This is a genomic window from Paenibacillus stellifer (assembly GCF_000758685.1).
GTDB classification, from domain to species: domain Bacteria; phylum Bacillota; class Bacilli; order Paenibacillales; family Paenibacillaceae; genus Paenibacillus_AQ; species Paenibacillus_AQ stellifer.
In genome coordinates, this window is sequence record NZ_CP009286.1 from 1,276,329 (window position 1) to 1,301,295 (window position 24,967).

Sequence of the window (24,967 nt, forward strand, 5' to 3'; positions counted from 1 at the left end):
CTTCTGAGCGTTTGCTCAGGAGAGTTTTTTTGTATAAGAACCCCCCAGTTCAACTTGCAGAGGGCCTTTTCTTGGTGCGCCCGGCATGGGCAATACTTCATGGCACTGTACGAGCTTCTACGTAAATTGCAAGCAAGCGATAGAACCGCCGTATAGAACGGTACTTTAGAACGAATGAGTGCTATGTCCATGTGGAGTTTGTCATATTTGAATTAGGTTTATTGTCATTATAATTAATCATATCCTTTACTTACATATATATCAAAAAACTCGAAGGAAGATAAATAATGAATAAGTTTGAAATAGAGACAGTCAGATCTCAAAAAAACGAACTCATTAATTACAGTTATATAGTGATTAATCGCTCTTCGAGAACATGTGCAATTATCGATCCCTCTTGGGATATGGAAGGAATCGATATCATCCTGAAGCGCCTGAACGTACAGCCTTCTACGGTTCTCCTTACCCATTCGCATGAGGATCATGTGAATTTGGTCCATGAATGTGTCAGACGATATAACACAGAGGTATATATGTCTTCCAGAGAAATCGAATATTACGGGTATCATTGCCCCAACTTGAACCGCGTAGAGAATATGCAGGAACTCCAAATTGGCAATGGCAAGGTAATTTGTATCGAAACTCCTGGACATAGTCACGGAAGTATGTGTTTTCTTGTTGATGATGAATTCATGTTTACCGGAGATACCTTATTCATCGAAGGGTGTGGAACTTGTACAACGGAAGGGGCTGACCCGAAGGAACTGTACTTGAGTTTGCAAAAAATCAAATCGCTTCTCCATGGTTCAGTTATGATATACCCGGGTCATTCGTTTGGCAAAGCGCCCGGATTTACATTTTCTTATCTCTTGAAAAATAATATATATCTTCAGCTGGATAATATGGAACTTTTTGTACAGTTTAGAATGCGCAAAAACCAACCAATGTCGTACACTTATTATTAAGTGTGTGATTGACAAGATGAGGTGCAGACTATTCATGAGATTACAAAATTATTTGAATCATATCGTTCCTTTTTCGTTTTATGTTCTGGTGTTGTTGAATGCATGTTTATTTGCATTGCATTTTGAGGATTTTTGGCAGTGCATCGTTATTGTGGGGGGCTCATTCGTTGTAAGCAAAGGTTTTCTGTGCCACATTAACAGAAGCTGGGAGTTTCGTTGCAACTCCAGGAGAATCTTCGGGTCCGCCTTATGGTTGCAGTTCGAGCATCTTCTGAAGAATCATTATGTGCTTGTGATTGAGGATGTGCATGCCCAGATTTTAGAGATCATTGGAGAGCGCTTCCATGATACCAGGACTGCGCTAGTGGCATACAGCTCTAATCAGTGGAATGTGTTAAATCGGGCGGGAGAAGGCGACGGAGACTGGATTTTCAGACAGCTGGAGCTGTTGCCTTCTCCGGATTACATAAAGGTTCATAATCTGAAATGCAATGCTCTCGTGGCTAAGCTAGATTGGCTTCCATGCCCAAATATATACTTGATAATTGATATGAACAATGCAGGATTTTCCATGCGAATCAAAAACCTATGGAATTTAAAAATTCTCTTGCGAAATTTTCGCCAACATAATGATTTTCTGCTGGAAGCTAAATCCATGACCCATGATTATTCATCTCCGTCCTCATGGCCAAATTGGATTAAGCAACTCATTACCAATGTTGTTGAACGTGAGAAAGCCAAAATAGCACTTGATCTTCATGATTCGATTCTTCAGGAACAAATCCACATATTTTATCAGGTCGAGCGTTTGATTAATGAGAAGGGAAGCCGCCGCCGCGATTGGCATACCGAGCTTTCCTGTCTGCACGACGACATTCGGAAAGTCATAGACGAAACCCGCGATCTTTGTCTGAATTGGAGACCTGCCCATCTGGAAGCGGGAAAGCTGCGTGAGGCTGTGGAGTTGATAGTCTCTAACACAGAGGTTCGGTCAGGTCTTGCAATTACGCTTCAATGGCAGTGTCAGGTTTATTTGACTGAGCAGCAGGAACGAACGTTGTATCGTGTCATTCAAGAATTGCTATCAAATGCGGTCAAACATTCATATGCTCAGTCAATTAAGTTGTGGCTATCTGCAGATAACTCGGCAATCCAGCTAGGGTACAGCGATGATGGAAGGGGATGGAATTGCGAACATGGAGACAACTCTTCCTGCATAGGGCTATCGGGTATAGAGGAGAGAGTGCGGTCAGTAGGAGGAGAGGTCCATATTCAATCCGGGATAGGGGAAGGTTTTCATGTTGTAGTCCGTACCCCGATGCAAGCGCCAACCGCATCATATCATATGTAAGAAGAGGGGGACATAATGCTGTGGAGTTGTTGTTGGTTGATGATCACCCGGCGTTAGCTGATGGAGTAAAGTCGATGTTGTCCAAGGAGAGTAACTGGCAAATAACCTCGGCTTACAGCAGCAAAGCGGCTCTGGATCTGTTAAAGCAAAAAAAGTTTGACCTGCTCTTAACCGATCTGAATATGCCTGAGTACAGCGGGTTAGAGCTGATCCAACTTTCAAAGGCTCTATATCCTGATCTTATCATGCTAATCTTTACCGCTTACGATTTACTGCCTATGTTTAATTCACTGGTTAAAGCGGGTGTCTCCGGTGTCTTGTGCAAAACGATGAGATCGGATCAATTAATCTCCTCTATTCATTTGGCTTTGCAGGGAGAGGCCATATTTCCGTTGCATTATTTTAATAATTTCAACGCGCTCCGATCGGATGAATTATATAAGAAAACAATTAGTGAAAGAGAGCTAAGCATCATTAAAGAAGTGGCGAAGGGTTTGAGCAATCGAGAGGTTTCCAGAAATCTGTTTATTTCACAGCGTTCCGTTGAACATCACCTTACGCAGCTGTTTCGTAAATTGGAGGTAACCTCGAGGGCGGAGGCAGTTGGAGAAGTGAGGCGGTTAGGATTGCTCCCCGGGGAATAACCGTGTTCTGGCGGCAAACGACTATACTTAAATTGAAGGCGGCGATCCTGTTCAGCTGAGAGGCATGAATGGATCGCCGCCTTATTTTAACAATCAATTGCAACATACAATGCCAACATTTCTCGGCGGTCGGATGTCCCTTGCAGTCTTATAATTCCTTTATCGGTTTAGAGATAAGCATCATCAAAGTGATAAGGAGAAGGAATCCGGCAGTCGTTGCGATGAGCACGTACATCGGTATTGACGCTGCGCTGACACCGCCGATCAAGTATCCGAACGGCATCGCAGACGATCCAAAGGTCATCAGCAGGGAGGTGATGCGACCGCGATATTCATCCTCCACATCTTTTTGAAAAATCACATTGGATATGATGCTGGCAAAGCCAAAGAATAAGCCTGTCACAACCGTCAATGAAATGTAGAACCATATCGCTTGATGAAGGCTCCAGGAATCCAATAGTTTTGGGAGTACCGGGATTAACATACCAAATAGAGAAATGGAAAAGAGCAGCAGTGAAAAGATAAAGCGTCTGTTCAACAATTCAACCTGCGGCAGCTTCGACATAATGGCGCCCCCTATCACAATGCCGAAGGCGAAGCTTACTCGAATATAGGACAGCTGGGCAACTGTTCCATGCAGAAGATGCTGCACAATGTACGGGAGATAAACTTCCAGAATGGGAGCCAGCAAGAAGTTCAACCCGATCAGGTAGATAAAGACAAGATAAAGCGCCCGTTTAGTCTTCAGATAGCTGAAACCTGCTTTTAGCTCGTTCATGAACTCGCCCGGCACTTTATGAGCTGTCGGTGAATAGCGTATTCCCGATTGAAGCAGTGCCGAGATCATGTAAGAGGCCGCATTAAGAATAAAGATTGCGACAATTCCGAGCCAGGCATAGAGAACAGCTCCGATCAGCGCTCCGACCACTTGTGAAGCGTTAACCGCAATGGAATCGAGAGAATTGGCCTTGGTCAGATTATCTTTGGAAACCAGATTCGGGAGTATGGAAGAGCACGCAGGATTAAACACTGAAGTACAAATTCCCACAAGACCTGTTCCTGTACATAGCAGCCAAAAAGGCAATATATCAAAGTAAAGGAGAACTCCCATCGTTCCTACGATAAGCATTCGGATGGCATCCATTGAGATTAGGACAGTCTTCCTGTTTATGCGGTCAATCCATACTCCCGCGATGGGTCCGATGATTACGGTAGCAATGAGGCTGGTCATCATTACAATTCCTGTCTTTGCCGTAGAACCGGTAGTCACCAGGATATACCAGCTCAATGAGAACAGATATACGGCATCCCCCAGCTGAGAGAGCAGCCTGCCTAAGAATAATAAGGCAAAGTTCCGGTTAATTAAGAATCCCGCTTGAGGAGTGGCGGGCGTCGTTTGAATATCAGGAAAATCGGACATCATGCATCTCCTTATTTTTTTAGGATTGGGTTGAATAAGAGCTTCCATTTTAGTTTCATGCTGTAAATTGCATTCTCCTTGAGTTGAATATTTCCGATTCTGATCTGCGGATCATCTACAATTATCCGGCACAAATCCGCATAGTGAGAGACGAGGACCATTGCAGTGCTTCTCTTGTAGATGGATTTGTAATAACGCAAGCCAAGGCTGAGACAATTGTTTCGCTCATTGGCCGCCATTCCCAGGTCGAATCGAGCATGCCTTTTCTGAAACGGCAACACTGAAATTCCGTTGAAGCGGGTCGTGAAGTCAAGATTGTTCTGCAGAACGAATATGGTATCAAACAGTGGATTGCGGCTGCTATCTTTTTTAAGATTTGGCAGACGGGTCAGCAGCCGGTTGAACGGATAAGATCTGTGCTGAAAAGCTTGCAGCGTTGAGGCGCGCACTTCGCCAAGGAAGTCCAGAAAATGCTTCTCGCGATGAGGGCGGTTTCTGAGAGCAAACATATTACCGAACTGTCCAACGACATTATCGAAGCCGGCAAATGACCGATCGACAATTGTTGATCCGACAATGATATCGTCCTGTCCGCTATGATACGCCAATACTATGTTCCAGAGTGCCAGAAGCAGCATATATAGAGTTACATTCTCTCTGGATGCCAGATCCTTGAGCTTCCGCGTAGTGTCCTCCGACAGCAGGCAGGCTATTTCGCTCACATCATACTTTAATGGATCCGGCCGATCATAATCCGACTGGATCTGGAGTACGGGCAGGTCCCCCTTAAAGAGTTCAAGCCAGAAGGCTTCGGATTCCAGCATCTGATCAGAGTTCACGTTGCGATCATTCCAGACTAGGAAATCCTTGTATTCCCATTCAGGGAGTTCCACGGCTTCCCCGTCCAGGAAGCGGGCCAGTTCCTCCACGATGGTCTTCATTGCATTGCCATCTGAAATGATGTAATGCATATCTACGAACAACAGGTGATGGTCCGGTTTCAATTCAATTTGTTCCACACGCAGAAGAGGCGCCTGCGACAGATCGAATGGACGGACGAAGGATTTCATTAATGCCGGCAATTGCATCTTTGACGCCTTCTTGCAGCTGATGGATAACGATGCCTCTTTCAGAATTTTCTGTACAAGGCTGCCTTGATGCGAATAGAAGATTGTCCGTAAAGCGGCATGCCGCCTAATTAAGTATTGAAACGCTTCTGTTGTTTGTTGTGTGGTTAAAGGCCGCTCTACATTAATGATGAAAGGCATGTTGTATACAATATCAAGTCCTTCCAGCTGCGAATGTTCAAATACCTCATGCTGGGTAGGAGTCAAAGGATAGAATTCCTGATCCTTCACTTTCGTAATGGCTTCCTGTCTGGATATTTGCTCCATCGAGCTTCCAACCTCAAGAGCAAATTGCTCAATTGTGGGATGCGCAAGCAATGATGTCAAATCAAGACGCGTGGAGAAGACCTCATGTACCCGATTTAGAATCCGCATGGCATAGATGGAATCTCCGCCCAGATCGAAGTAATTGTCTGTCACATTCATTTGACTATAACCCAGGCATTCTCCCCATACATTGGCTACCTTATGCTCCAACTCGGTATATTTCTGATCGGCGCGACCCGCCAAAACAACTTGAAACCCTGCCCTCTCGGCTACAGCGGGTTTTATTGGATTTGAGATGACCGACAGATCATATTGCGGAGCCAGCCAGCATCGTTTCTTCTCGAACGGATAGGTCGGAAGCTGCGCTTTGGCCCAACTCCCCGCCTGGTATAATGGCCCCCAGTCTACTTCTGCGCCTCTTAAAAAAGCCTCAGCCGCGATCTGTAGATCACTCCGATCCTGCCGGTTAGCTGCGGTAAAGGCCTTAAGGGCGTCCAAGGCTTCCCGTGCAAGGGAACGTGACTCCCCCGTCTCTGTTTGACCGGAGTTGGCGCTGTCAGAGGATGCAAATTCCTCAAGCTGCTGAAGCAGTTCCTCCTTGTTCGTGAAGAGAAAGGCGGCACGGTGCTTAAATGACAGCCGACCGGTATTTGCGGTTGCACAAATATCCCGTAATGAGAGGGAAGGATTATTCTCAACCAGAGCGGCATAAGCCTTTGAGAGTGCCAACAGCGCTGTGTCCGTCATTGCCGAAAGGGTGAGTATATGACAGAGATCGGGATCGGCGGGTTCCGCAAAGGCTTGATGCATGGGCGATTCTTCCAATACAACATGACAGTTAGTCCCGCTCATGCCAAAAGAACTGACACCGCATCTACGGGGGGCCGCGTCCGGAGTCTCCCAAGGGCTCAAATGGTCCACCACATAAACAGGAGATTCCTCAAACGATATATTCCGATTGGGACGCTCGAAGTGCAAAGAGGGAACAAGTTGCTTATGCTGTAGACAGAGGACAGCCTTGATGAGTCCGGCCAATCCCGACGCATGATCCAGATGACCGATATTGGATTTCAAAGATCCAATAGCACAAAATTGCTTCTGTTCCGTAAATGAACGAAACGCGCGTGTAATCCCTTCTACCTCTATCGGATCTCCCAAACGTGTACCTGTACCGTGCGCCTCGATATAAGTGACCGTTGCGGGATCGATATTAGCATTCTTCCAGGCCCGCTTTATTACCTGTTCTTGTGCCAGGACATTGGGTGCGGTAATGCCGATGGATGCTCCATCCTGATTGACCGCACTGCCCTTGATAACGGCATGAATGTTATCGCCGTCCTTAAGGGCGCGGTCAAGAGGTTTGAGCAATATGGCGGCTGATCCTTCTCCCAATCCGGTTCCGTCGGAGCTATCGTCGAAACTCTTGGCCCGACTGTCGGAAGATTCGATGCCGATTTTCTCCTTGCCTTTCAAGGGCATGAGCACGGATTTCACCCCACCGACCAGCGCCATTTCACAATCACCCTGCTTTAGTGACTGAATGGCCGTATGGATTGCTACAAGAGAAGAAGAACAGGCAGTATCAATGACTATGCTGGGACCCTTTAAATCGAGAAGATACGATATGCGGCTCGCAATTACAGAATTCAGATTGCCTGCCATTGCAGTGCCGTACGCCTCGGGCTCAAGCGAGACAATGTAACGCTTGTAATCAAAAAGGTCGATTGCGGCATATCCGAGGAAGACTCCAACCTGTTTACCGCGGGTTTGATTCCCGCTGTAGCCTGCTTCTTCCAGGCAGGTCCAGGCGGTTTGGAGAAACAGCCGCTGGTTAGGGTCCATTAGACTTGCTTCTCTGGGCGTCAGTTTAAATGGCGCATAATCAAATTCGTCCACGCTATCCAGGAAAGCGCCGCTATTATATTGCGGCTCCATACCGGACTTTTCTGTTGTAAGGGTACTAAAGTAGTCATCGGCATTAGATCGTCTTGTCTCCGGCAGTTCCCGGATGAGGTCACGTCCCTCGGTAAGGTTTTTCCAGAACGAATCAATGTCTTTAGATTGAGGGAACTCAGCCGCCATACCGATAATGGCCACGTCCATATTCAAATGCGGCTGCTGCTTCAGCATGGATAGCAGGTTTATGGCGCTTGACTTGTCAATTTTTCCTTTCTGGGTTTCTTCAAGGATGGTTTGATAGATTTCTTTCACATGGAATCATCCGTTCTTCCTAGAGTTTTAATAGATGGTCGAGGATACCTTCAAGATCGGTGTTCTCATTCAAGCCTTCGATAAGATCGGTCAGTTCGGCTCTCGCATTGGGCGAATCTTGATTGGAATCGGAAATGGTCAAATCATGCTCAAGATACTGTACCAGTTGATGAATGGTTGGATAAGCGAACAAATCGGTCATCGTGATGCGGCCCGGGAACACTTGCTGGATTCGGTTAAAGACCTGAACCAGCAAGATGGAATTCCCTCCGACCTCAAAAAAGTGGTCGTGGATACCGATATTGTCCATCTTCAGGACATCCTGCCAAATGCCAGCCACCACTTGTTCCATATGACTGCCCGGAGCTTCGTAAGTCGTCCCGGGTGATGACATTTTCTCTGGTCTAGGAAGTGACCTGCGATCAAGCTTGCCGTTAGAAGTTACTGGGAACTGTTTCAGATGTACAAAAAAGCCGGGAATCATATAAGGAGGCAATAATTTTTCCAGATGAGCCTTAAGCTCATGAGCCGTCAGTTCTGTTTCGGAAAGATAGTATGCGCATATGGCGGGATTGCCCGGTTGATCTTCCCGAACGAGAACAATGCATTCCTGTATAGCGGGATGTTGCAAGAGATGAAATTGAATTTCATCAAGCTCGATCCGGTAACCGCGTACTTTTACCTGGTGATCAATGCGCCCCAAATACTCTATATTTCCATCAGGGAGCCAGCGGGCCAGATCACCCGTCCGGTACATGAGGCTATTTGGAATGAACGGATTGGGAACAAACTTCTGGTTAGTGAGCTCTTCAAGGTTCAGATAGCCTCTGGCAAGCCCTATTCCGGATATATGAAGCTCGCCGGGGACTCCAACGGGCTGTGGCAAATCATTCGGACCAAGCACGTAGAGAGCCGTGTTCTGAATGGGTCTTCCTATCGGGATAGAATGCTGCTGAATGGATGGAATTACATCATAGTAAGATACATCCACTGTAGCTTCCGTAGGCCCGTACAGATTGGTCAATTGAGTTCCCAACCGTTGCCGTAGCAGAGTATGGAACCTCTCAGTCTGGGATATTGTCAATGCTTCTCCGCTGACAAATATCTGGCGCAACGATGTCAGACGTTCCGTCTCGTTTGTGCTTTCAAGGTATTCCAGGAACACGTGCAGCATGGATGGAACAAAGTGCATGACGGTAATGTCGTTCGTCACAACGGCATCAATGATTTGCTGAGGATTCTTTTCTCCTCCGGGAACCAGATAACAAATGCTGGCTCCTTCAAGCAGCGCCCAGAATATTTCCCACACGGAAACGTCGAAAGTATAAGGCGTCTTTTGTAAAATGACATCATCAGCTCCCAGCGGGTACTTTCTCTGCATCCATGCCAGCCGGTTCAGGACGGACTTATGCTCGATCATGACTCCTTTTGGATTGCCGGTTGATCCGGAAGTATAAATAATATATGCCAAATCATCCGGACCTCCGCCGGCAGCAAAATTCTCGGACGATTCTTTCAGCCAGGTTGGCTGATCGAGATTATGCTTAACCAAGTCATCGGGGATTAAATGAGCAAAACGTTCCTGAACGATGACAGAGGTGCAGCCCGAGTCTTGCAGAATAAACCGGATACGCTCTTGCGGATGTGAAGGGTCGATAGGAAGATAGGCTCCGCCCGCTTTTAGCACAGCCAAAATGACGACCGGCATGTCAATCGAACGTTCCATGATCAAAGGTACGATAGGGTTGGCAGTGACGAAATCCCTCCGGAGCGCATGGGCCAACTGGTTGGCGCGTTCATTGAGCTCCCGGTAAGTGAGAGTGGAAGCCTCAAAGCGCACGGCTGCTTTATCGGGCGTTCTTGCCGCTTGTTCTTCAATTGATTTGTGCAGCGTCGCAGCATCAGGAAACGGAGCCGAAGTTTGATTGAACGTATGTAGTACCAGCCGTTCTTCTTCCGGTAATATCATGTTGATATGACCTATAGGCCGATCCAAATTGTCAGGAATGGTGTCTAGAATTTGCTCCAAGTGGCCTGCCATTCGCAGTATCGTTTCTTTCTGGAACAGATCGAGCGCAAATTCCAGACGCAGCTCCAGCTCCGACTCCAGCTCTTCCATCTCCAGGGTAAGGTCAACCTTGGCGCTTGGATTCTGAAACGGAACAGCCCGAAGCTCCAGTTCCTCAGTCTCAATTGTCTTGAATGAGACGTTCTGGTGGACGATCATGACATCGAAGACCGGATTCCTTCCTGTGTCACGCGGGACATTCAGAAGCTCAACCAATTTCTCAAAAGGATATTCCTGATAGGTGAAAGCATCATGGGTACAATCTTTTAACTCTTCCAAAAACACCCGATAATTCTGAGCCATCTTGGGGCGGAGCCGAAGCGCCAGTGTGTTCACGAACATCCCGATATTAGAACTCCACTCCGACCGTTGCCGTCCAGCGACCGGTGTGCCAATTACAAGATCCTCTTGGTTGCTATATCGGGACAACAGAATTGCAAAGGCAGATAGCACAACTTGAAAGACCGTTGTATGCGTTTGCTTAGCAAGATCCCGGATTGAACGGGTGGCCGATTCATCCAGACGAAAGCTAATCTTATCTCCCCGGTAGGTCTTGGTTGTCGGACGGGCATGATCGGTGGGAAGCTGGAGCAAAGGCAGTTCCTCATCAAATACCGTTCTCCAGTATTCCTGGCTTTGGAGCTGCTTCTTCGAGGAATGTGAATAGAACCAATTCACGTAATCCCTATATTGCCATTTCAAATCGGGAATGGCCTGCCCGTTGTATAGCTTGATAAATTCTTTGATCAGCACGCCCATGGAAGTTCCGTCGGATATAATGTGATGCATGTCGAATAGTAGAAAGTGACGTTCCGCTCCGGCGGAGAGCAATTTGATTCTTAGCAAAGGACAGTCGGATAGATCGAACGGGCGAATAAAGCTCTGAATATGCTCTTCCAGCGCTGAATCTCCTAGGTTCTCATAAGCAATCTGTATCTTGGATTCCGGATGTACACTTTGAAGGATGCCGGCCTCTTCTATATGAAAGGATGTGCGAAGAGTTTCATGCCGTGCGATGATTGACTCCATGCTGTTCTGAAAGCGTTCCTTATCGAGATAGCCGCTTACTTCAATCACTTCCGGCATGTTGTAATGAGTGGCATTCGTGTTCATCTGTTGCAATACATATAGCCGCTCTTGCGCGGGCGAAGCCCGATAAGGGCCGGACTCTACTCCGCCTGCCAGGGGCGCCGTAGCCCCGATGTCAAGCGGCGCGGCGGAAGCCTGTGCTTGCGATTGTTCTACGAAAGCCGCAAATTCACCGATCTTGGGCATCCTAAGCAAGCTCGAAATGTCCAACTCCAGAGAGTAGCGATGATTTAATGTATTAATGATTTGCGAGGCAGCCAGCGAGTCGCCTCCAAGCACATACAGATCGTCTTCCAGATCCATAGATGAGCGACCAAGCACCTCGCCCATGACCTGGGCAATCTTGTATTGTGCATCCGTATAACGGTTCTCCGGATTTCCAGTGAGTTGAACGTTAGCGGATTTGTCTGCTCCAAGCAGATCGCCAATCCAGAAACGCTCTTTATTGAAGGAGTAGCATGGCAACGGGATGCGATAGGGCTGCAGATGCCGGCTACTATACCATTCCTCCCAATCCGGATTAGCTCCGCGAGCATAAAGATCGGCCAACTCTTCATAGGCGTCGCCGTCCCAGGCGAAGCGCTCTGTCTGCATAAGCAGATCGCGGGATTCCTTGGCAAGGCTCAAGGAGTCCTGTTCAGTGGATATACCATAATAGATTCCTTCGGCCAGCTTGCCTGATTGCAATGATGAGGCAATGGCTGTCTGAAGAGCTTGAAGAGCTTGAAGAGCTTCCTCATAGCTCGTAACAACCATCGCAATGCGATGATTGTAATGTCCTCTGCCGACACTGGCGGTGAAGCAGAGATCAGTCAAATGAATTTGAGGGTTCTTTGCCAGATGCTGATGATAATCCGACAGGGTGCGAATCAGAGAGGACTCCGAGCGGGAGGATAGAGTCAATAGATTCTTCATGCCGCTGGAATACCCGCATTCCTCGCTCTGGTCTGGCGCTTCCTCCAATACGAAATGGCAATTCGTTCCGCTTAGGCCAAAAGATGAAATGCCCGCTCTTCGAGGCGAGTCGTTGTCAGTCTCCCAAGCTGTCAAACGATCAAGAAGGTAGACCGGTGACTGCTCAAAGGAAATTTTATGGTTCGGCCGTTCAAGGTGCAAACTGGGAGGGAGCTCCTTATGGTATAGAGCCATGACAGTCTTGGTAAAGCTGGCTATTCCGGCGGCGTTATCCAGATGCCCAATATTGGTCTTGAGCGCCCCAACGGCGCAAAATTGAGATCTGTTCGTATATTTGGCGAACGCTCTCTGGATTCCATCAATCTCGATTGGATCTCCCAGGGAAGTTCCCGTTCCATGAGCTTCAATATAAGAAATGGTCTGTGGATCAATTCCCGCCTGTTCCCAGGCGCTTGCGATGACCTCGGCCTGAGCTATGGCGTTAGGAGCGGTAATACCAATGGACAGACCGTCCTGGTTAATCGCGCTGCCTTTTATAACCGAGTAGATATGGTCATGGTCCTGGAGAGCAAGGTGCAATGGCTTTAGGAGAATGGCAACAACCCCTTCTCCGCGACCTGTTCCGTCCGCCCGGTTGTCGAATGTGCGGGCTCGATATGTGGACGACTCGATACCAAGCTTCTGCTCCCTCTCTATGGGGAACAGATTGATTTTGACAGAACCGGCAATTGCCATATCGCAATCACCGCTCCGGATCCCCTGACAGGCCATATGGATAGATACAAGGGAGGAAGAACAGGCGGTATCGATATTGATGCTAGGACCCCGAAGGTCGAGCAGATACGAAATTCGGCTTGCAATAACAGGCGACAGATTTCCCGGAACAGCAGCAGGAATAGATGAAGAATCGGCAGCTGCAATCAATCGGGAATAATCGCAGTAGCCCTCCATCATCGAGTCTGAATTGTGTCCTATGTACACACCTGTCTTGCTCTTGGACAGAACACGCCCGCCATAACCCGCATCATCCAGCGCATGGGCAGCCGTCTCCAGGAAGAGCCGCTGACTTGGCGACATAAGCAAGGCTTCGCGCCTGGATATACCGAAGAATTCATGATCAAACTTGTCAATCTCATGAAGATAGGCGCCAGGTGAGAAAGAGGGGGACTTGCCATCCCCCATGTGAAGATAGGGAAGAAAGGGAAGAATATCCTTAATGCGCAAGTCAGGAAAAGGTCCGATCAAATCATGCCCGTTAGTTAAATGCTGCCAGAAAGAGTCTGCGTTCTCCGATTGGGGCATGCGCATGGACAGACCAATAATGGCAATGTCGAATGTATTAACCTCTTCATATTGAAAGGCACCTGGATCATACGGCTGAACCTTCATCAGGCTCGGCTCTAGAGCGGGAGCGTTGAGCCAATCCTCATGCATGCAATAAGTCCCCTCTCATTTGGTAGATTTCTCTCAGCTCATTTACCCACTCGGCCACCTCAGGCATTTGCCCCCATTGTTCCTGCAACTGTTCTGTGCGGAATAGCGTTTCGGAGGACGGAGCTTGTTTGGTATGAAGCACGGAGGTTAGCATATCAAGCGCTTGCCGTATATCTTCTCCTTCAGGCTGCCTTCCTTCGGATTCAAGCTGCATAAGTCTTGATTTGACGGCTTGATAGGGGCGAATGACGCCAACTTCATACAGAGAAGTATCGAATTCACGGTTCTTGATGCTTACGGCAATGGCAAGGGTCTTGCTGATAAGGCCGAAGGGGGTATATCGTCCAAGCTCTGTTCTCATGCTCTCCAGGCTATCGGTATTGTCATAGGCAAAGGAAGGTCTGGAGGTTACTTTTCTCGCCAGGTTGCGCAATACAGATTTGGGCCCGAGCTCCATGAACACTACTTGTTCCTCTTGCAACATGTGCGACATGTTGTCTGTCCAACGGACCGGTTCGGTAAGCTGTCGTACCAGATTGTGTACAATTGAATCAGCATCTCCGTGCGGCAGTCCTGTCACGTTGGAGAGGACAGGGAAGACTGGGGAATGCAGTGGGATATTGCTAATAACTTGCATAAACCGGTCAACGATCGATGACATCAAGGAGCAATGAAAGGCGGCGCTAACGTTCAGGCGTGTTGTTTTAACATTAGGGAACATGCCGGTGACCCGGTCGTTTAGCTGTTCAATGGCAATTCGATTGCCACTGACAGTGAATTGATCTGGAGCGTTAAAGCAACTGATCGTTGCTGTAAGTCCTGTTTGGTCACTGATGATACGGCATGCTTCTTCTATTGATGAAAGTTCGGCTTGCGAGATAGCCAGCATGGCGCCATCACCCAAGGTGTTGGCTTCATCCATCAGAAGCCCGCGTTGCCGGACCAGGTTGACCGCATCGGAGAAGGAAAAGACCTCCGCGACAGTAAGCGCCGAGAACTCTCCCAAGGAATGGCCGGCTGCAACAGAAGGAGTTAAGCCGAATTCTTGCCGGAAAACCCGGTAGGCCGCGACACTCATGGTCAGTATTGCCGGTTGAGCCTGGGCCGTATTTGTAAGTACGGCGTCGGGACCTTCGAGACACTGCTTCGGAAGGTCGTAACCGAGTACATCGCTTGCTTCTTCAAACGTCTGCCGTGCAACGGCATAATTATCTATCAGTCCCTTTCCCATTCCAACGTATTGCGAGCCTTGTCCTGGAAATAACAATGCGATTTTACTCATGATTCAACACCTCTTGGCCTATTTGTTGAGTTACCCATTGTAATGAATTCATATAGAGTTCCGCAAAACGTTTGCTTGTTTCCTGACTGACTTTTCTTGGGTTGAATTCCATTTGAAGCACCAAATTGGCTCCTTCGCTAACGGTAAGCATCAAATCAAAATGATGAGCCAGGGCATGCGTGGCCGAAGTCGGATGATGAACAAGAATGGCGGCAAGCTCTTGATCCGACCGGATCGGCACAATGCCTTCGAGGTCTTTGACCTGATAACCAACATAACGGTTCTCCATGTTCGTTACCGCCTGAAGCAGACCGGATGTGGAGCGTATTTCATGTAAGCCGAGCTCTACCGGGTAAATGAAGGAGCCTTGAAGAATCTGCAATCCATAGCTTTGATGCTCGCCTGCGATACGGACCAGTGACATTACGAATGCCGAGCGGAGCAGCGAATCCTTCGAGATGCCGACGCCCTTTTTGCCGAAATCCAAATCATTCATGGCTGCATTGTTCACAACCACATTAGTTCTCTTATATTCCTGCCAACCCGCAGACTGTGTACGGGAAGAATGGGGCCAGGGAACGGTCTTCCAGACCAACCTATTTTTCTCACCATTCTGGCGTGATTCAATCAGTTCGGCTAGCCGGGCAACGGTCGGGTTGTTAAATATATCCACCACTCGTATGAGGGAAGGATAAATAAATTCAATCTCCGCCTGCATTTTGATGACCAATAGAGAGGTGCCGCCGATGTCAAAAAAATTGCTGTGAATACTGATCGTCTCTATATTAAGCAGCCGCTGCCAGATTGCCTCGATGTGCTGCTCGGTCGGGTTCCGTGAAGATTGGACCACAGTGCTATCAACACCCTCTGGTTCAGGCAGGCTTTTGGCGTCCAGTTTGCCTTGGGGGGTCAGGGGAAGCCGGTCCAGCTGACAGTAGGAAGTCGGAACCATATAAGATGGCAGGTAAGAATTCAATGCATTCTTGAGGGAATGAATCGACACAGGCTGGTCGGCAACCACATAGGCGGCAAGCTCAGCCTGTCCATTGGGAAGATCGCGTTTGATAACGGCGCATTCCCGTACATAAGGAATCCGGAGAAGTGCCGACTCGACCTCCTGAAGCTCAATCCGGTATCCGCGGAGCTTGATCTGGTTGTCCGCACGGCCGAGGTAGAGCAATTCTCCATCCGGAAGCCAGCGGACAAGATCGCCTGACCGATAGAGCAAGCGTCCGGGGCGATAGGGGTTTTCAATGAAGGCTGCCCCGGTCAGGTCAGGACGGTTAAGATACCCATGACTGACTCCGGCTCCTCCTATATACAGTTCGCCGTTCACCCCCTCCGGTACAAGCTGCAATTCTTGATCCAGGACGTATAATTCGCTGTTAGGCACTGCTCTGCCAATCGGGATTGCCCCCTGACCGGCTATAAGCTTGTCGATCTGATATCCCGTAGCCAGAACGGTTGTTTCCGTAGGTCCGTATAGATTGAACAATCGCCCAGGTCCCAACGCCTCCAGAGCTTTTTGAACATGCGGGAGAGAAGCCCGTTCGCCTCCGAACATGATCGTCCGCAAATTCTTAAGTGCATCCAGCCGATACTCCACCATGGTATTAAAGAGCTGGGTCGTCATAAAGGCGGTAGTGACATCAAGGGACAGCAGGGAAGCGAACTCGGTAGGGTCCAGTATTTGCTCTTTTTTAGTAATCAGCAGGGACGCCCCGTTCAGCAGTGAACCAAACAAGTCGATAATCGAGCCGTCAAAGACCGTGTTGGATACCTGGATCAAACGGTCTTGCGAAGTGATCTCTACTCCGGCAAAGGGGATGCTGAATAGACGTGCGACATTTGCATGCGAGACTAAGGTTCCCTTGGGTTTGCCCGTTGTACCGGAAGTGTAGATCAGATAGGCGATGTCGGAAGGCGTATGAGTCCGTTCCGGATTCGCGGCTGGTGCATCATGCATTTTGCCTTGTTCGTTATCCATAATTATCAGTTGGGTACATTGTTTCAGTAAGTCGTGAATAGACGACCCAAATGGCACAAGACGAGCTTGACTGAGAATGACCCCGATTGAGGCATCCGATACAATATGATGTATCCGTTCCGCTGGAGCTTCAGAATCGAGAGGAACAAAGGCTGCCCCCACTTTTAATACGGCAAGCACTGCGATCACATAATCCATGCTGCGCTCGCACAATATGCCAACATACGACCCCCGCGTAACTCCATATTCCAGAAGCTGGGAAGCCAGGCGATTTGAACGCCTATTCAAAGCCCCGTAGGTCAGAAGATCCCCGCTTGAACTGTCGATCAACGCGATCGAGTCGGGAGCATGGCCGGCCCGCAGCTCAAATAATTTATCGAGAGTGCTGTCTGGATAAGCAGCTGCAGACTCAACAGCCCTGTCAAGCAGCCGGCATTCTTCTTGCTTGGTAAGCATATTAAGCCGCCCCAGCTTCTCGGTGGGGTTCTGAGTTATGGAGGATAATATGGCAAAGTAATGGCTCATCATCCGGTTGATGGTTTCCGGCCTGAACAACTCCGTTGAGTACTCAACATCGAATCTGAGACCGTCCGCCGATTCATAGGCTTCAAAGGTTAAGTCGAATTTGGCATGTCCGTTATGAACAGGCTGCGGAACAAGGCATACCGGACCTAACTTGATCTCTTCCAGACCGGCAGGTTGAAGCGAGAACATTACATCAAATAACGGATTTCGTCCCTGGTCATATCCGAGTCCAAGCTTATTGACCAGTTCGTCAAATGGATATCGTTGATGCTCGAAGGAACTAAGGACTTGCTGCCGTACTTCCTGCAAGAAGCTGAGAAATGTCATTTTGTACTGTGGCTGGCAGCGTATCGCAATGGTATTCACGAACATGCCGATCATGCTCTCAATCTCAGCAAGCGGGCGTCCGGCTGTAACGGAACCAATTACCAGATCTTCTTTACCGCTCCAACGAGAAAGAGTAACCATTAGAGAAGCCAGGAGAATTATGTACAGGGAAGAGTGATGCTCATAGGCTAAATCCTTCAGCTCCCGAACTCTCTCCTGGGATAATCGGAAGGGGAGAGAAGCGCCTGATCTCAGCTGTAAATTACTGCGGGGGCTGTCTGTTGGTAGATCCAATACAGGAATGCTTCCGCCGAAGGATTCAAGCCAATAAATCTCGCTCTCTGAATATGAGTCCTCTTGCCGAAGACGTGCTTGCCATTCGCTGAAATCGCGATACTGTCTTGAAGGAGTGGGCAATGTCTCCCCCTGATACAGCAGGGATAGCTCCTGGATAAACACCGCCATCGAGGTTCCATCGGTAACTATATGATGAAAGTCAATCAAGAACAGCATTGTACCGTCAGCAATTGCGGCAAGCTCCGCTCGTAGCAGAGGGGCTCTAGTCAAATCGAATGGACGGATAAATTGCCGGATTGCTTGCCGGGCATCTTGAACGTCCCTATTTACGACGAGCTGAAAGCCGGGATTGGATTCAATGCGTTGGACAGTATTTCCGTTCACCAAATGGAAGGAGGTGCGCAGGCTTTCGTGACGATGAATTAATTCGAGAAGCGCCTTCTCGAGACGGTCAGGATCGATTGCGCCTTCTACTTTCATGGCAAAAGGCAAATTGTATCGGGTATCTTCCGTAAGCTGCTGCAAAATGTATAAGCGACGCTGCGCCGGGGACATTGAATAGAAATCCTTGCTCTCCGCCGATATGAATGGCAAGATCTCGTTGTAGGGCAATGTGTCCAGCATATTAGCCAAGTCGCTCATAACGGGATTCAAGAATATGTCACGAATCGTGATGCTCTTCTTCATTTCTCTTTGAATCCGTGCACTAAGCATTGCAGCCTTAAGCGATTGCCCTCCTATTTTGAAGAAGTGATCCGATAGAGAGACCGGTTCGTGACCCAGAACTTCCTGAACAAGACGAACCAGAATTCCCTCGGTTTCTGTGACTGGCTGTTCAATCACTCTTTCACGTTCTCTTGTGTGCAGCAGCTCATCCAATTCAGACTGGATGCTGTCAAAATCCCCATTTCGATACCTTTCAGCCATTTTGTAACGCTGGACTTTTCCGCTGGTTGTCTTCTCAATATGCCGAACGGGCAGAACGGATTTAACGTCAAGACTCATTTTTTGATTAATATGCTGTTTAATATGCTGACTTAGCTCAGCGAAGGACTCGACAGATTTTTTGTAATGGACAAACAGAATGATTTCTTCCTTCTGGCTGACTTCGGAGAACACGCCCACGGCGGCAACTTGAGTGATCTTTTCGAAAATGTCTTCCGCATGCCGCTCAATATCATGGGGATAAATGTTCTGTCCATTCACGAATATGATGTCTTTCGCCCGGCCGGTGATGATTAGCTCACCTTCATAAAAGGCTCCGATATCTCCTGTCTTTACCCAGTCTTCGCCTGCAAGCGCTGCTTTGGTTGCTTCCGGATTGTTATAGTAGCCTTGTGTGACATTGCGGCCTTTTATGTGAATATGGCCGATATGCCCGTCAAGAAGCGGCTCGTTGTTCTCATTGCAAATTCGAACGGAAACATCACGAGCAGGCTTTCCGGTGCCCACTAATCCAATTCCGGATGTTTCTGCTGCTGCAAGACAAACCTGATCCCCGATGTTCAGATGTTTCCGGTCAATCAGAAAATGTCGTACCGGCCGGCCGGGAGGAGGTAAAGTGACTGCCAACGAGGCCTCTGCGAGCCCGTAAACCGGAAATATGCAGTTCGCGGAGAGTCCATGTGTGCGGAGTTTCGATGTAAATTCGACGATTAGCGGATAAGAAATGGGTTCGGCTCCGTTAACGATGACACGTATGGAGGATAGATCCCAATCAATTCCTGCTCCCGTTTTGTAGAAATTAAGAAAGTACCGGTAGCCAAAGTTTGGTGAAACAGTAACGGTTGTACGATATTTGCTTGCCTTTTTGAGCCAAAGGAGAGGATGGCGGATAAACAGAGACGTTGGCATCAAATGCTGATTGATTTGAGCTCTGACAGCTGTTAGATGACTGCCTATCAATCCCATATCATGTGTCAGCGGCAGCCATGAGATCAGAGAATCTTTGTCTGTTATTGAGATGCCTTCTATTATGGCGGCTGTGTTGGAAATCAAATTGGCGTGCGTCAGTACAACTCCTTTCGGATCGCCTGTTGAGCCGGAAGAGAATTGGATAAAAGCGATTTGCTCCGGATTACAAGGCTGGATAACTCCCGGTTCGTACGTCACTGTGTTCAATGAGTCCAGCGAATAGAAGTGCGGCTCCATCTCCTCCAGAAGCTTGACCATTCCATGGTCACCCAAATATTTAGTTAACGATGCAATGGCCCAATCTTCACCAATCAGCGACGGAGAGGATAGCTTGTTCCAAATCTGCACGATTTTATATCGGTGCTCGTCATTGTTCCCGATGCTAATCGGCACGGGGATGAATCCGCCAAGCAGCGAAGCCCAGTACATCGTGACAAAGGAACGGTTGTTCTCAATCTGAAACACCAACTCTTGGCCGGCATGAAGTCCCTTTCCTTGCAATTTTCCAAGTAAATCCAAAGCTTGACGATAAATTTCGGCATAGGTGACAAAAGTCTCGCCTTGGTCCCCCTCTATAAAGTTGACCCCTGTTGAATGCTGTTTCATTGCGCCTTTCAGTACGTCGAGCAAGGTAACAGCGGACTCCATTTATAGTTCCCCCCTCTTTAATAATTCCACGATATTCCATATTGTAAATTAGGGAGCAGTTTGATAGTAACGTAATGATTTTTGCAGTTACCGTATATTTAATTGCGGTGACCACAATCTTTATTGTGTACACCGCATTTTTTTATTAAAGAATTCGGTTCACGAATAATCGGGGATTTCGCCGGGAACCATGCATTTTTCCACTCATACTCAAGGTTCGATCAACTTTGCGGGGAACCGCATTGATCCCCCAAGGCATTGTGATATACCGCAATGTCTTGGGGGATCAATGCATTTTTCTGGAAAAATATTGTTGAATATCCAGAGAGCCTTTTGTTATATTACCCATGAAAAATCCGGATACCGGATAGTATCGAAATATGAGAAATTCCAGCGTCTCAGCAGAAGGAGTGTTGCCATGATCAACAGACCGGAGAGATCAAGACTAAGAATTTACAATGCGATCCAGGCACTGACCGCCAGTAAAAATCCCGAGGACATTACGTTATCGGACATCGCCCGGGTCTCCGGCTTAAGCTGGCCTACGATCCGGCGGCATGTAGGGGGCCGGGAAGCTGTAAAGAGCATTGCCCGAGACGGCTTCCGGTTTATGGAGTCCGAAGTGCCGGATACCAGGACACGGATTCTGCAAGCAGCATCCAATGTGTTCTCGAAGCATGGGTACTCCGGCACCTCACTTGAGCATATAGCGGCCGAAGTCGGGATGACCAAGGGGGCGGTGTATTCCAATTTCAAGAACAAAAGCGAACTGTACCTCACCTTATTGGAGCAGAACATTCATGCCCGGGTACTGGAACTGCCAGATTCGATTTGGAAGCATCTGAAGGAGACAACACCTGAAGAAAGCGTAGTGCTTTTTTTCCAATCTCAGGTTGTACACAGGCTTGGAGATCAGGAGGGCAACCGTCTTTTTTTTGACTTTGTCTCCAACGCCCGCGATCCGTCTGTACAGAATCAATTATCGACCCTGTACCGAGGCGGATATAAGCAGATCCAGAAGCTGATTGAGAATTTGCAGCATGAGCAGATCATAAGCAGGGAATACAATGCCTTTGAGTTGTCTGTTTTTTTCGTTGCAATTCTTGACGGATTAATGATTTCCTGGTTGGTTGATCCGGAAGGGATTGATATGGATAACCTGGCACAAGCGTTTGCCCGTATAGTCTGGAATGGTTTGCAGAGATATAACAAGGAGGAGTAAATTGCCGATGAATGCTTGCATTCGATTCTCGATGAAGAATGTTGGGGTTATTTTTCTTATCATGTTGGCTGTTCTGGCCGGGGGGATCTATTCTACTCAATCAATGAGACTGGAACAACTACCGAATGTCGATATTCCGTATTTATACGTGACAATCCCTTATCCCGGAGCTACGCCCCAGCGATCGCTCGATGATATTGGGAAGCCTCTGGAATCGGCTATGCAGGATCTCCCTAACCTAAAGAATGTGTACACGTTTGCCGGCTCCAATTATCTAGCCCTGACACTTGAATTCGAGATGGGTCAGTCTATGGACGAAGCCATAAAGAATGTCAACGGCGTCATTGCCTCGACCACCCTTCCGGGAGAGGCTCAGAAGGCCATTATTGACAAAGCGGGTCCCGGCGCCACCCCTATTTACTCATTTGCCGTCTCTGCCAACCAGGACCCGGCAGTCATTAAGCAATATGTTCAAAGCTCGATCGAGCCTTCCCTGTCGGCAATCCATGGCATCGACCAGATTGAGATTAACGGATCCGCTGACAAGAAGATTTCCGTTCGGGTGGATGAATCGAAACTGCAACAAGAGCATTTAAATTTGGACACGGTCAAGCAAATGCTTCTCGCAAATAATCTCTCGATCCCGGCCGGTCAGATGAATGATCAGGATCAAACATTAAATGTTGAGGCGGGCTCCCAAATCGGGAGTTTAACGGAGCTGGAGCAGCTGCCGCTATTAGCCTCCGGGCCGGCGGACGCGGGTTCCGCCAAGCCATATCACACTGTAAAGCTGAAGGATATCGCGGCCATATCCTATTCCGCAGGCAATAATGAAACGATGGCGCGTCTTAACGGCAAGCAGGCCATAATCATTAACATCAAGAGTCAGCCGGGTTCCAACACCGTCGAGATTGCCAAGCAAGTGAATAGAAGTCTTACATCTCTGTCTCTTCCGGCAGGCTACAAAATAGAAAAGCTGCGGGACAATTCCGTCCTGATCAAGAAATCAGTGGAAGGCATGCTCCGGGAGGTGCTGCTGGGTACCTTGTTTGCCGTCATTGTCACCTTTGTATTCCTGCGCAATATTAGAGCCACATTGGTCGCTATTCTCTCTATACCGATCTCTGTATTGGCCACGATGATCATGATTAACGCATTGGGCTTCACGTTTAATATCATGACGCTGGCGGGCGTTGCTGTCGCTGTCGGCCGAGTCGTCGATGATTCTATAGTGGTAATCGAGAACATCTACCGCCGTCTGAACATCGAGACCATGCGCACTTGGGATTTGATTGTAACAGCGACAACCGAGGTAGGGCAAGCCGTCACATCCTCCACTATTACCACTATCGCAGTATTTGGCCCTCTGTCGTTCGTGCCGGGGATTGTCGGCAAGTTCTTTGCTCCTTTTGGTGTCACTGTCATTATCGCACTGGCCTTCTCACTTATTGTATCCGTGACGGTTGTTCCGCTGTTGGCGCGCCTATTTCTGCTCAAGACCAAACCGCTGTCTCACGCGAAGGAAACTGGGCTTCAGCGTGTGTACAGAGGGGTGCTAACCTGGTCACTGAGCCATAAGCTGGCTATTCTGCTTATTTCGGTCGCACTATTCGGAAGCTCGGTTATTCTCGTTCCGAATATTCCGATGAACTTTCTGCCTAACGAGAAGACGGTATCTTACGGTCTGGACATCACATTACCTGCGGGAAACTCTCTGGACAAATCGAATGAAGTCGCCAAAGAAGTGGAGAACGATTTAAAGGCAATGCCAATTGTTCAAAGCTATCAGACGAACGTGGGAAGCGAGTCTGTGAACATATCCATTGAGCTGGATACGGATGCTTCCAAGAACGACATCAAGTCTTTTGAAGATGATGTCCGGCAGAAGACATCAGCGCTTGGAGAAGGGATTCAGACGGCACTCACGCAAGAAGGACTGACATCGGGGTCGGGAAATCTGGCTCTTGTAGTCAAGGGCTCTGATGCAAAAACATTGCAAGGTGCCTCCGAGCAAATACTGGGCGCTATAAAGAATGTTCCTCATTTAGCGGATGTGGCTTCCAACTTACAGGCTACGCGCCATGAGTTGTCCATTCAGGTAGACCCCGATAAGGCTGCCGAACAAGGACTTAATCCGGCTTTGGTAGCTGCAAAGGTTAGATCCCAGCTTGATGGAGATACGATAGGCAAGATCACGCTGGATGGGCAGCCGACTGATCTGTTATTAGGCCTTAATAACAAGGATTACAGCCAGATCAACAGGATTGGATCGCTTCCCGTAACGAATATTGTGAACCAGCAGGTTGCAATTGGGGATGTTGCCAGGATCGAGCAGGTTTCTGTTGTCAGCACGATTCAAAGACAAAACCAGGTCGAATTTGTGATGATAACCGGGCATATGACTTCAGAGGATACAGCGGCTATTCAGAATGAAGTAAAGTCCAGAATAGAGGCGCTCAAGCTGCCCGGGAACGTCAGCTACTCATTTGAAGGCGATTCGAAAGAAATGAATGAAGGGTTCCAGAACATGGCGATCGCGATGGCCATAGCCATTCTGTTAGTTTATTCCGTTATGATGGTTACCTTTGGAGAAATGCTCGCTCCGTTAGCCATTTTATTCTCGCTCCCGTTTATTTTTACCGGAGGAATATTTGGTTTGTTTATAACGAATGAGGCTCTGGGTATGCCGGCGTTGGTAGGCTTTTTGATGCTGATAGGTATTGTTGTCACCAATGCGATTGTCTATCTGGATCGGGTTATTCATAATCGCAAGAATGGAATCGAACCGTTCGAAGCCCTTCTTGAAGCGGGAACAACAAGAATTCGCCCGATTCTGATGACCGCTATCGCGACACTGGGGGCTCTCATTCCGCTTGCTGTTTCAACGGACGGGGGGCTGGTGTCAAAATCTTTGGCTATCGTTGTTATTTCAGGCTTGACCACGTCCACGCTCTTGACGCTGGTTGTCGTTCCCGTCGCTTATTTGTCCTTGGATCGTCTCCGCAGCCGGCTGTTGAAGAATCACCCTGTTCAGCAGCAAGGTATTGAAGCAGTTCCCAAATTGCAGTAACGAATTATTAGCGGCATTATCAAAATCAGGATGAACATATGAGCCGCGCTTGATATCTTCCAAGATAACAAGCGCGGCTATTTGTTGAGAGTAACCTTTTATGAAGCACACTCCTTAGCAATCTCACATGATCTGATCGCACTGCATGAAATCAGGAAGCACAGCCTAACAATTCCTCCAAGTCGCGTCCTCAGTATTATCAAT

At 48.2% G+C, this 24,967-nt stretch carries 10 protein-coding genes; 5 read left to right on the forward strand and 5 right to left on the reverse strand.

What is annotated here, in order from left to right:
• The first annotated feature begins 287 nt into the window (after positions 1-287).
• The 3 genes from PSTEL_RS05835 to PSTEL_RS05845 are packed head-to-tail and all read left to right on the forward strand — an operon-like array spanning position 288 to position 2,960.
• A complete protein-coding gene (locus tag PSTEL_RS05835; RefSeq protein ID WP_038694122.1) occupies positions 288-965 on the forward strand; it encodes an MBL fold metallo-hydrolase in 678 nt (225 codons plus the stop codon).
• 34 nt (positions 966-999) lie between these two features.
• Positions 1,000-2,316 carry a sensor histidine kinase gene (locus PSTEL_RS05840; RefSeq protein ID WP_038694123.1) on the forward strand — a complete coding sequence of 439 codons (1,317 nt, stop codon included), beginning with the start codon at positions 1,000-1,002 and terminating at the stop codon, positions 2,314-2,316.
• 20 nt (positions 2,317-2,336) lie between these two features.
• Positions 2,337-2,960 (forward strand): response regulator transcription factor, encoded by a 624-nt coding sequence (locus PSTEL_RS05845; protein WP_038694125.1) that lies wholly within the window; start codon positions 2,337-2,339, stop codon positions 2,958-2,960.
• Between the two features lie 148 nt (positions 2,961-3,108).
• Here PSTEL_RS05845 and PSTEL_RS05850 read toward each other — a convergent pair whose 3' ends face one another.
• From PSTEL_RS05850 to PSTEL_RS05870, 5 genes are read right to left on the reverse strand one after another with little or no spacing between them, the layout of a single operon-like run.
• Complete coding sequence (locus PSTEL_RS05850) at positions 3,109-4,383, reverse strand: MFS transporter (protein ID WP_169744541.1); 1,275 nt, start codon at positions 4,381-4,383, stop codon at positions 3,109-3,111.
• 8 nt (positions 4,384-4,391) lie between these two features.
• Positions 4,392-7,985 (reverse strand): condensation domain-containing protein, encoded by a 3,594-nt coding sequence (locus PSTEL_RS05855; RefSeq protein WP_084064745.1) that lies wholly within the window; start codon positions 7,983-7,985, stop codon positions 4,392-4,394.
• A gap of 19 nt (positions 7,986-8,004) precedes the next feature.
• A complete protein-coding gene (locus tag PSTEL_RS26050) occupies positions 8,005-13,491 on the reverse strand; it encodes a non-ribosomal peptide synthetase (RefSeq protein WP_052098220.1) in 5,487 nt (1,828 codons plus the stop codon).
• A complete protein-coding gene (gene fabD / locus PSTEL_RS05865) occupies positions 13,484-14,773 on the reverse strand; it encodes an ACP S-malonyltransferase (RefSeq protein ID WP_038694129.1) in 1,290 nt (429 codons plus the stop codon). The genes PSTEL_RS26050 and fabD overlap by 8 nt, the downstream gene beginning before the upstream one ends.
• The gene (locus PSTEL_RS05870; protein ID WP_038694131.1) at positions 14,766-20,471 is read right to left on the reverse strand and encodes a non-ribosomal peptide synthetase; all 5,706 of its coding nucleotides are present in this window, start codon (positions 20,469-20,471) and stop codon (positions 14,766-14,768) included. The genes fabD and PSTEL_RS05870 overlap by 8 nt, the downstream gene beginning before the upstream one ends.
• 418 nt (positions 20,472-20,889) lie before the next feature.
• Between PSTEL_RS05870 and PSTEL_RS26055 the strand changes: the two genes are divergently transcribed.
• Both PSTEL_RS26055 and PSTEL_RS05880 read left to right on the forward strand, forming a co-directional pair.
• Positions 20,890-21,693: a TetR family transcriptional regulator gene (locus PSTEL_RS26055; RefSeq protein WP_052098221.1), complete on the forward strand. Its 804-nt coding sequence runs from the start codon at positions 20,890-20,892 to the stop codon at positions 21,691-21,693.
• Between the two features lie 7 nt (positions 21,694-21,700).
• Positions 21,701-24,763, forward strand: a complete 3,063-nt coding sequence (locus tag PSTEL_RS05880) for an efflux RND transporter permease subunit (RefSeq protein WP_052099150.1) — start codon at positions 21,701-21,703, stop codon at positions 24,761-24,763.
• The last annotated feature ends 204 nt before the right edge of the window (positions 24,764-24,967 follow it).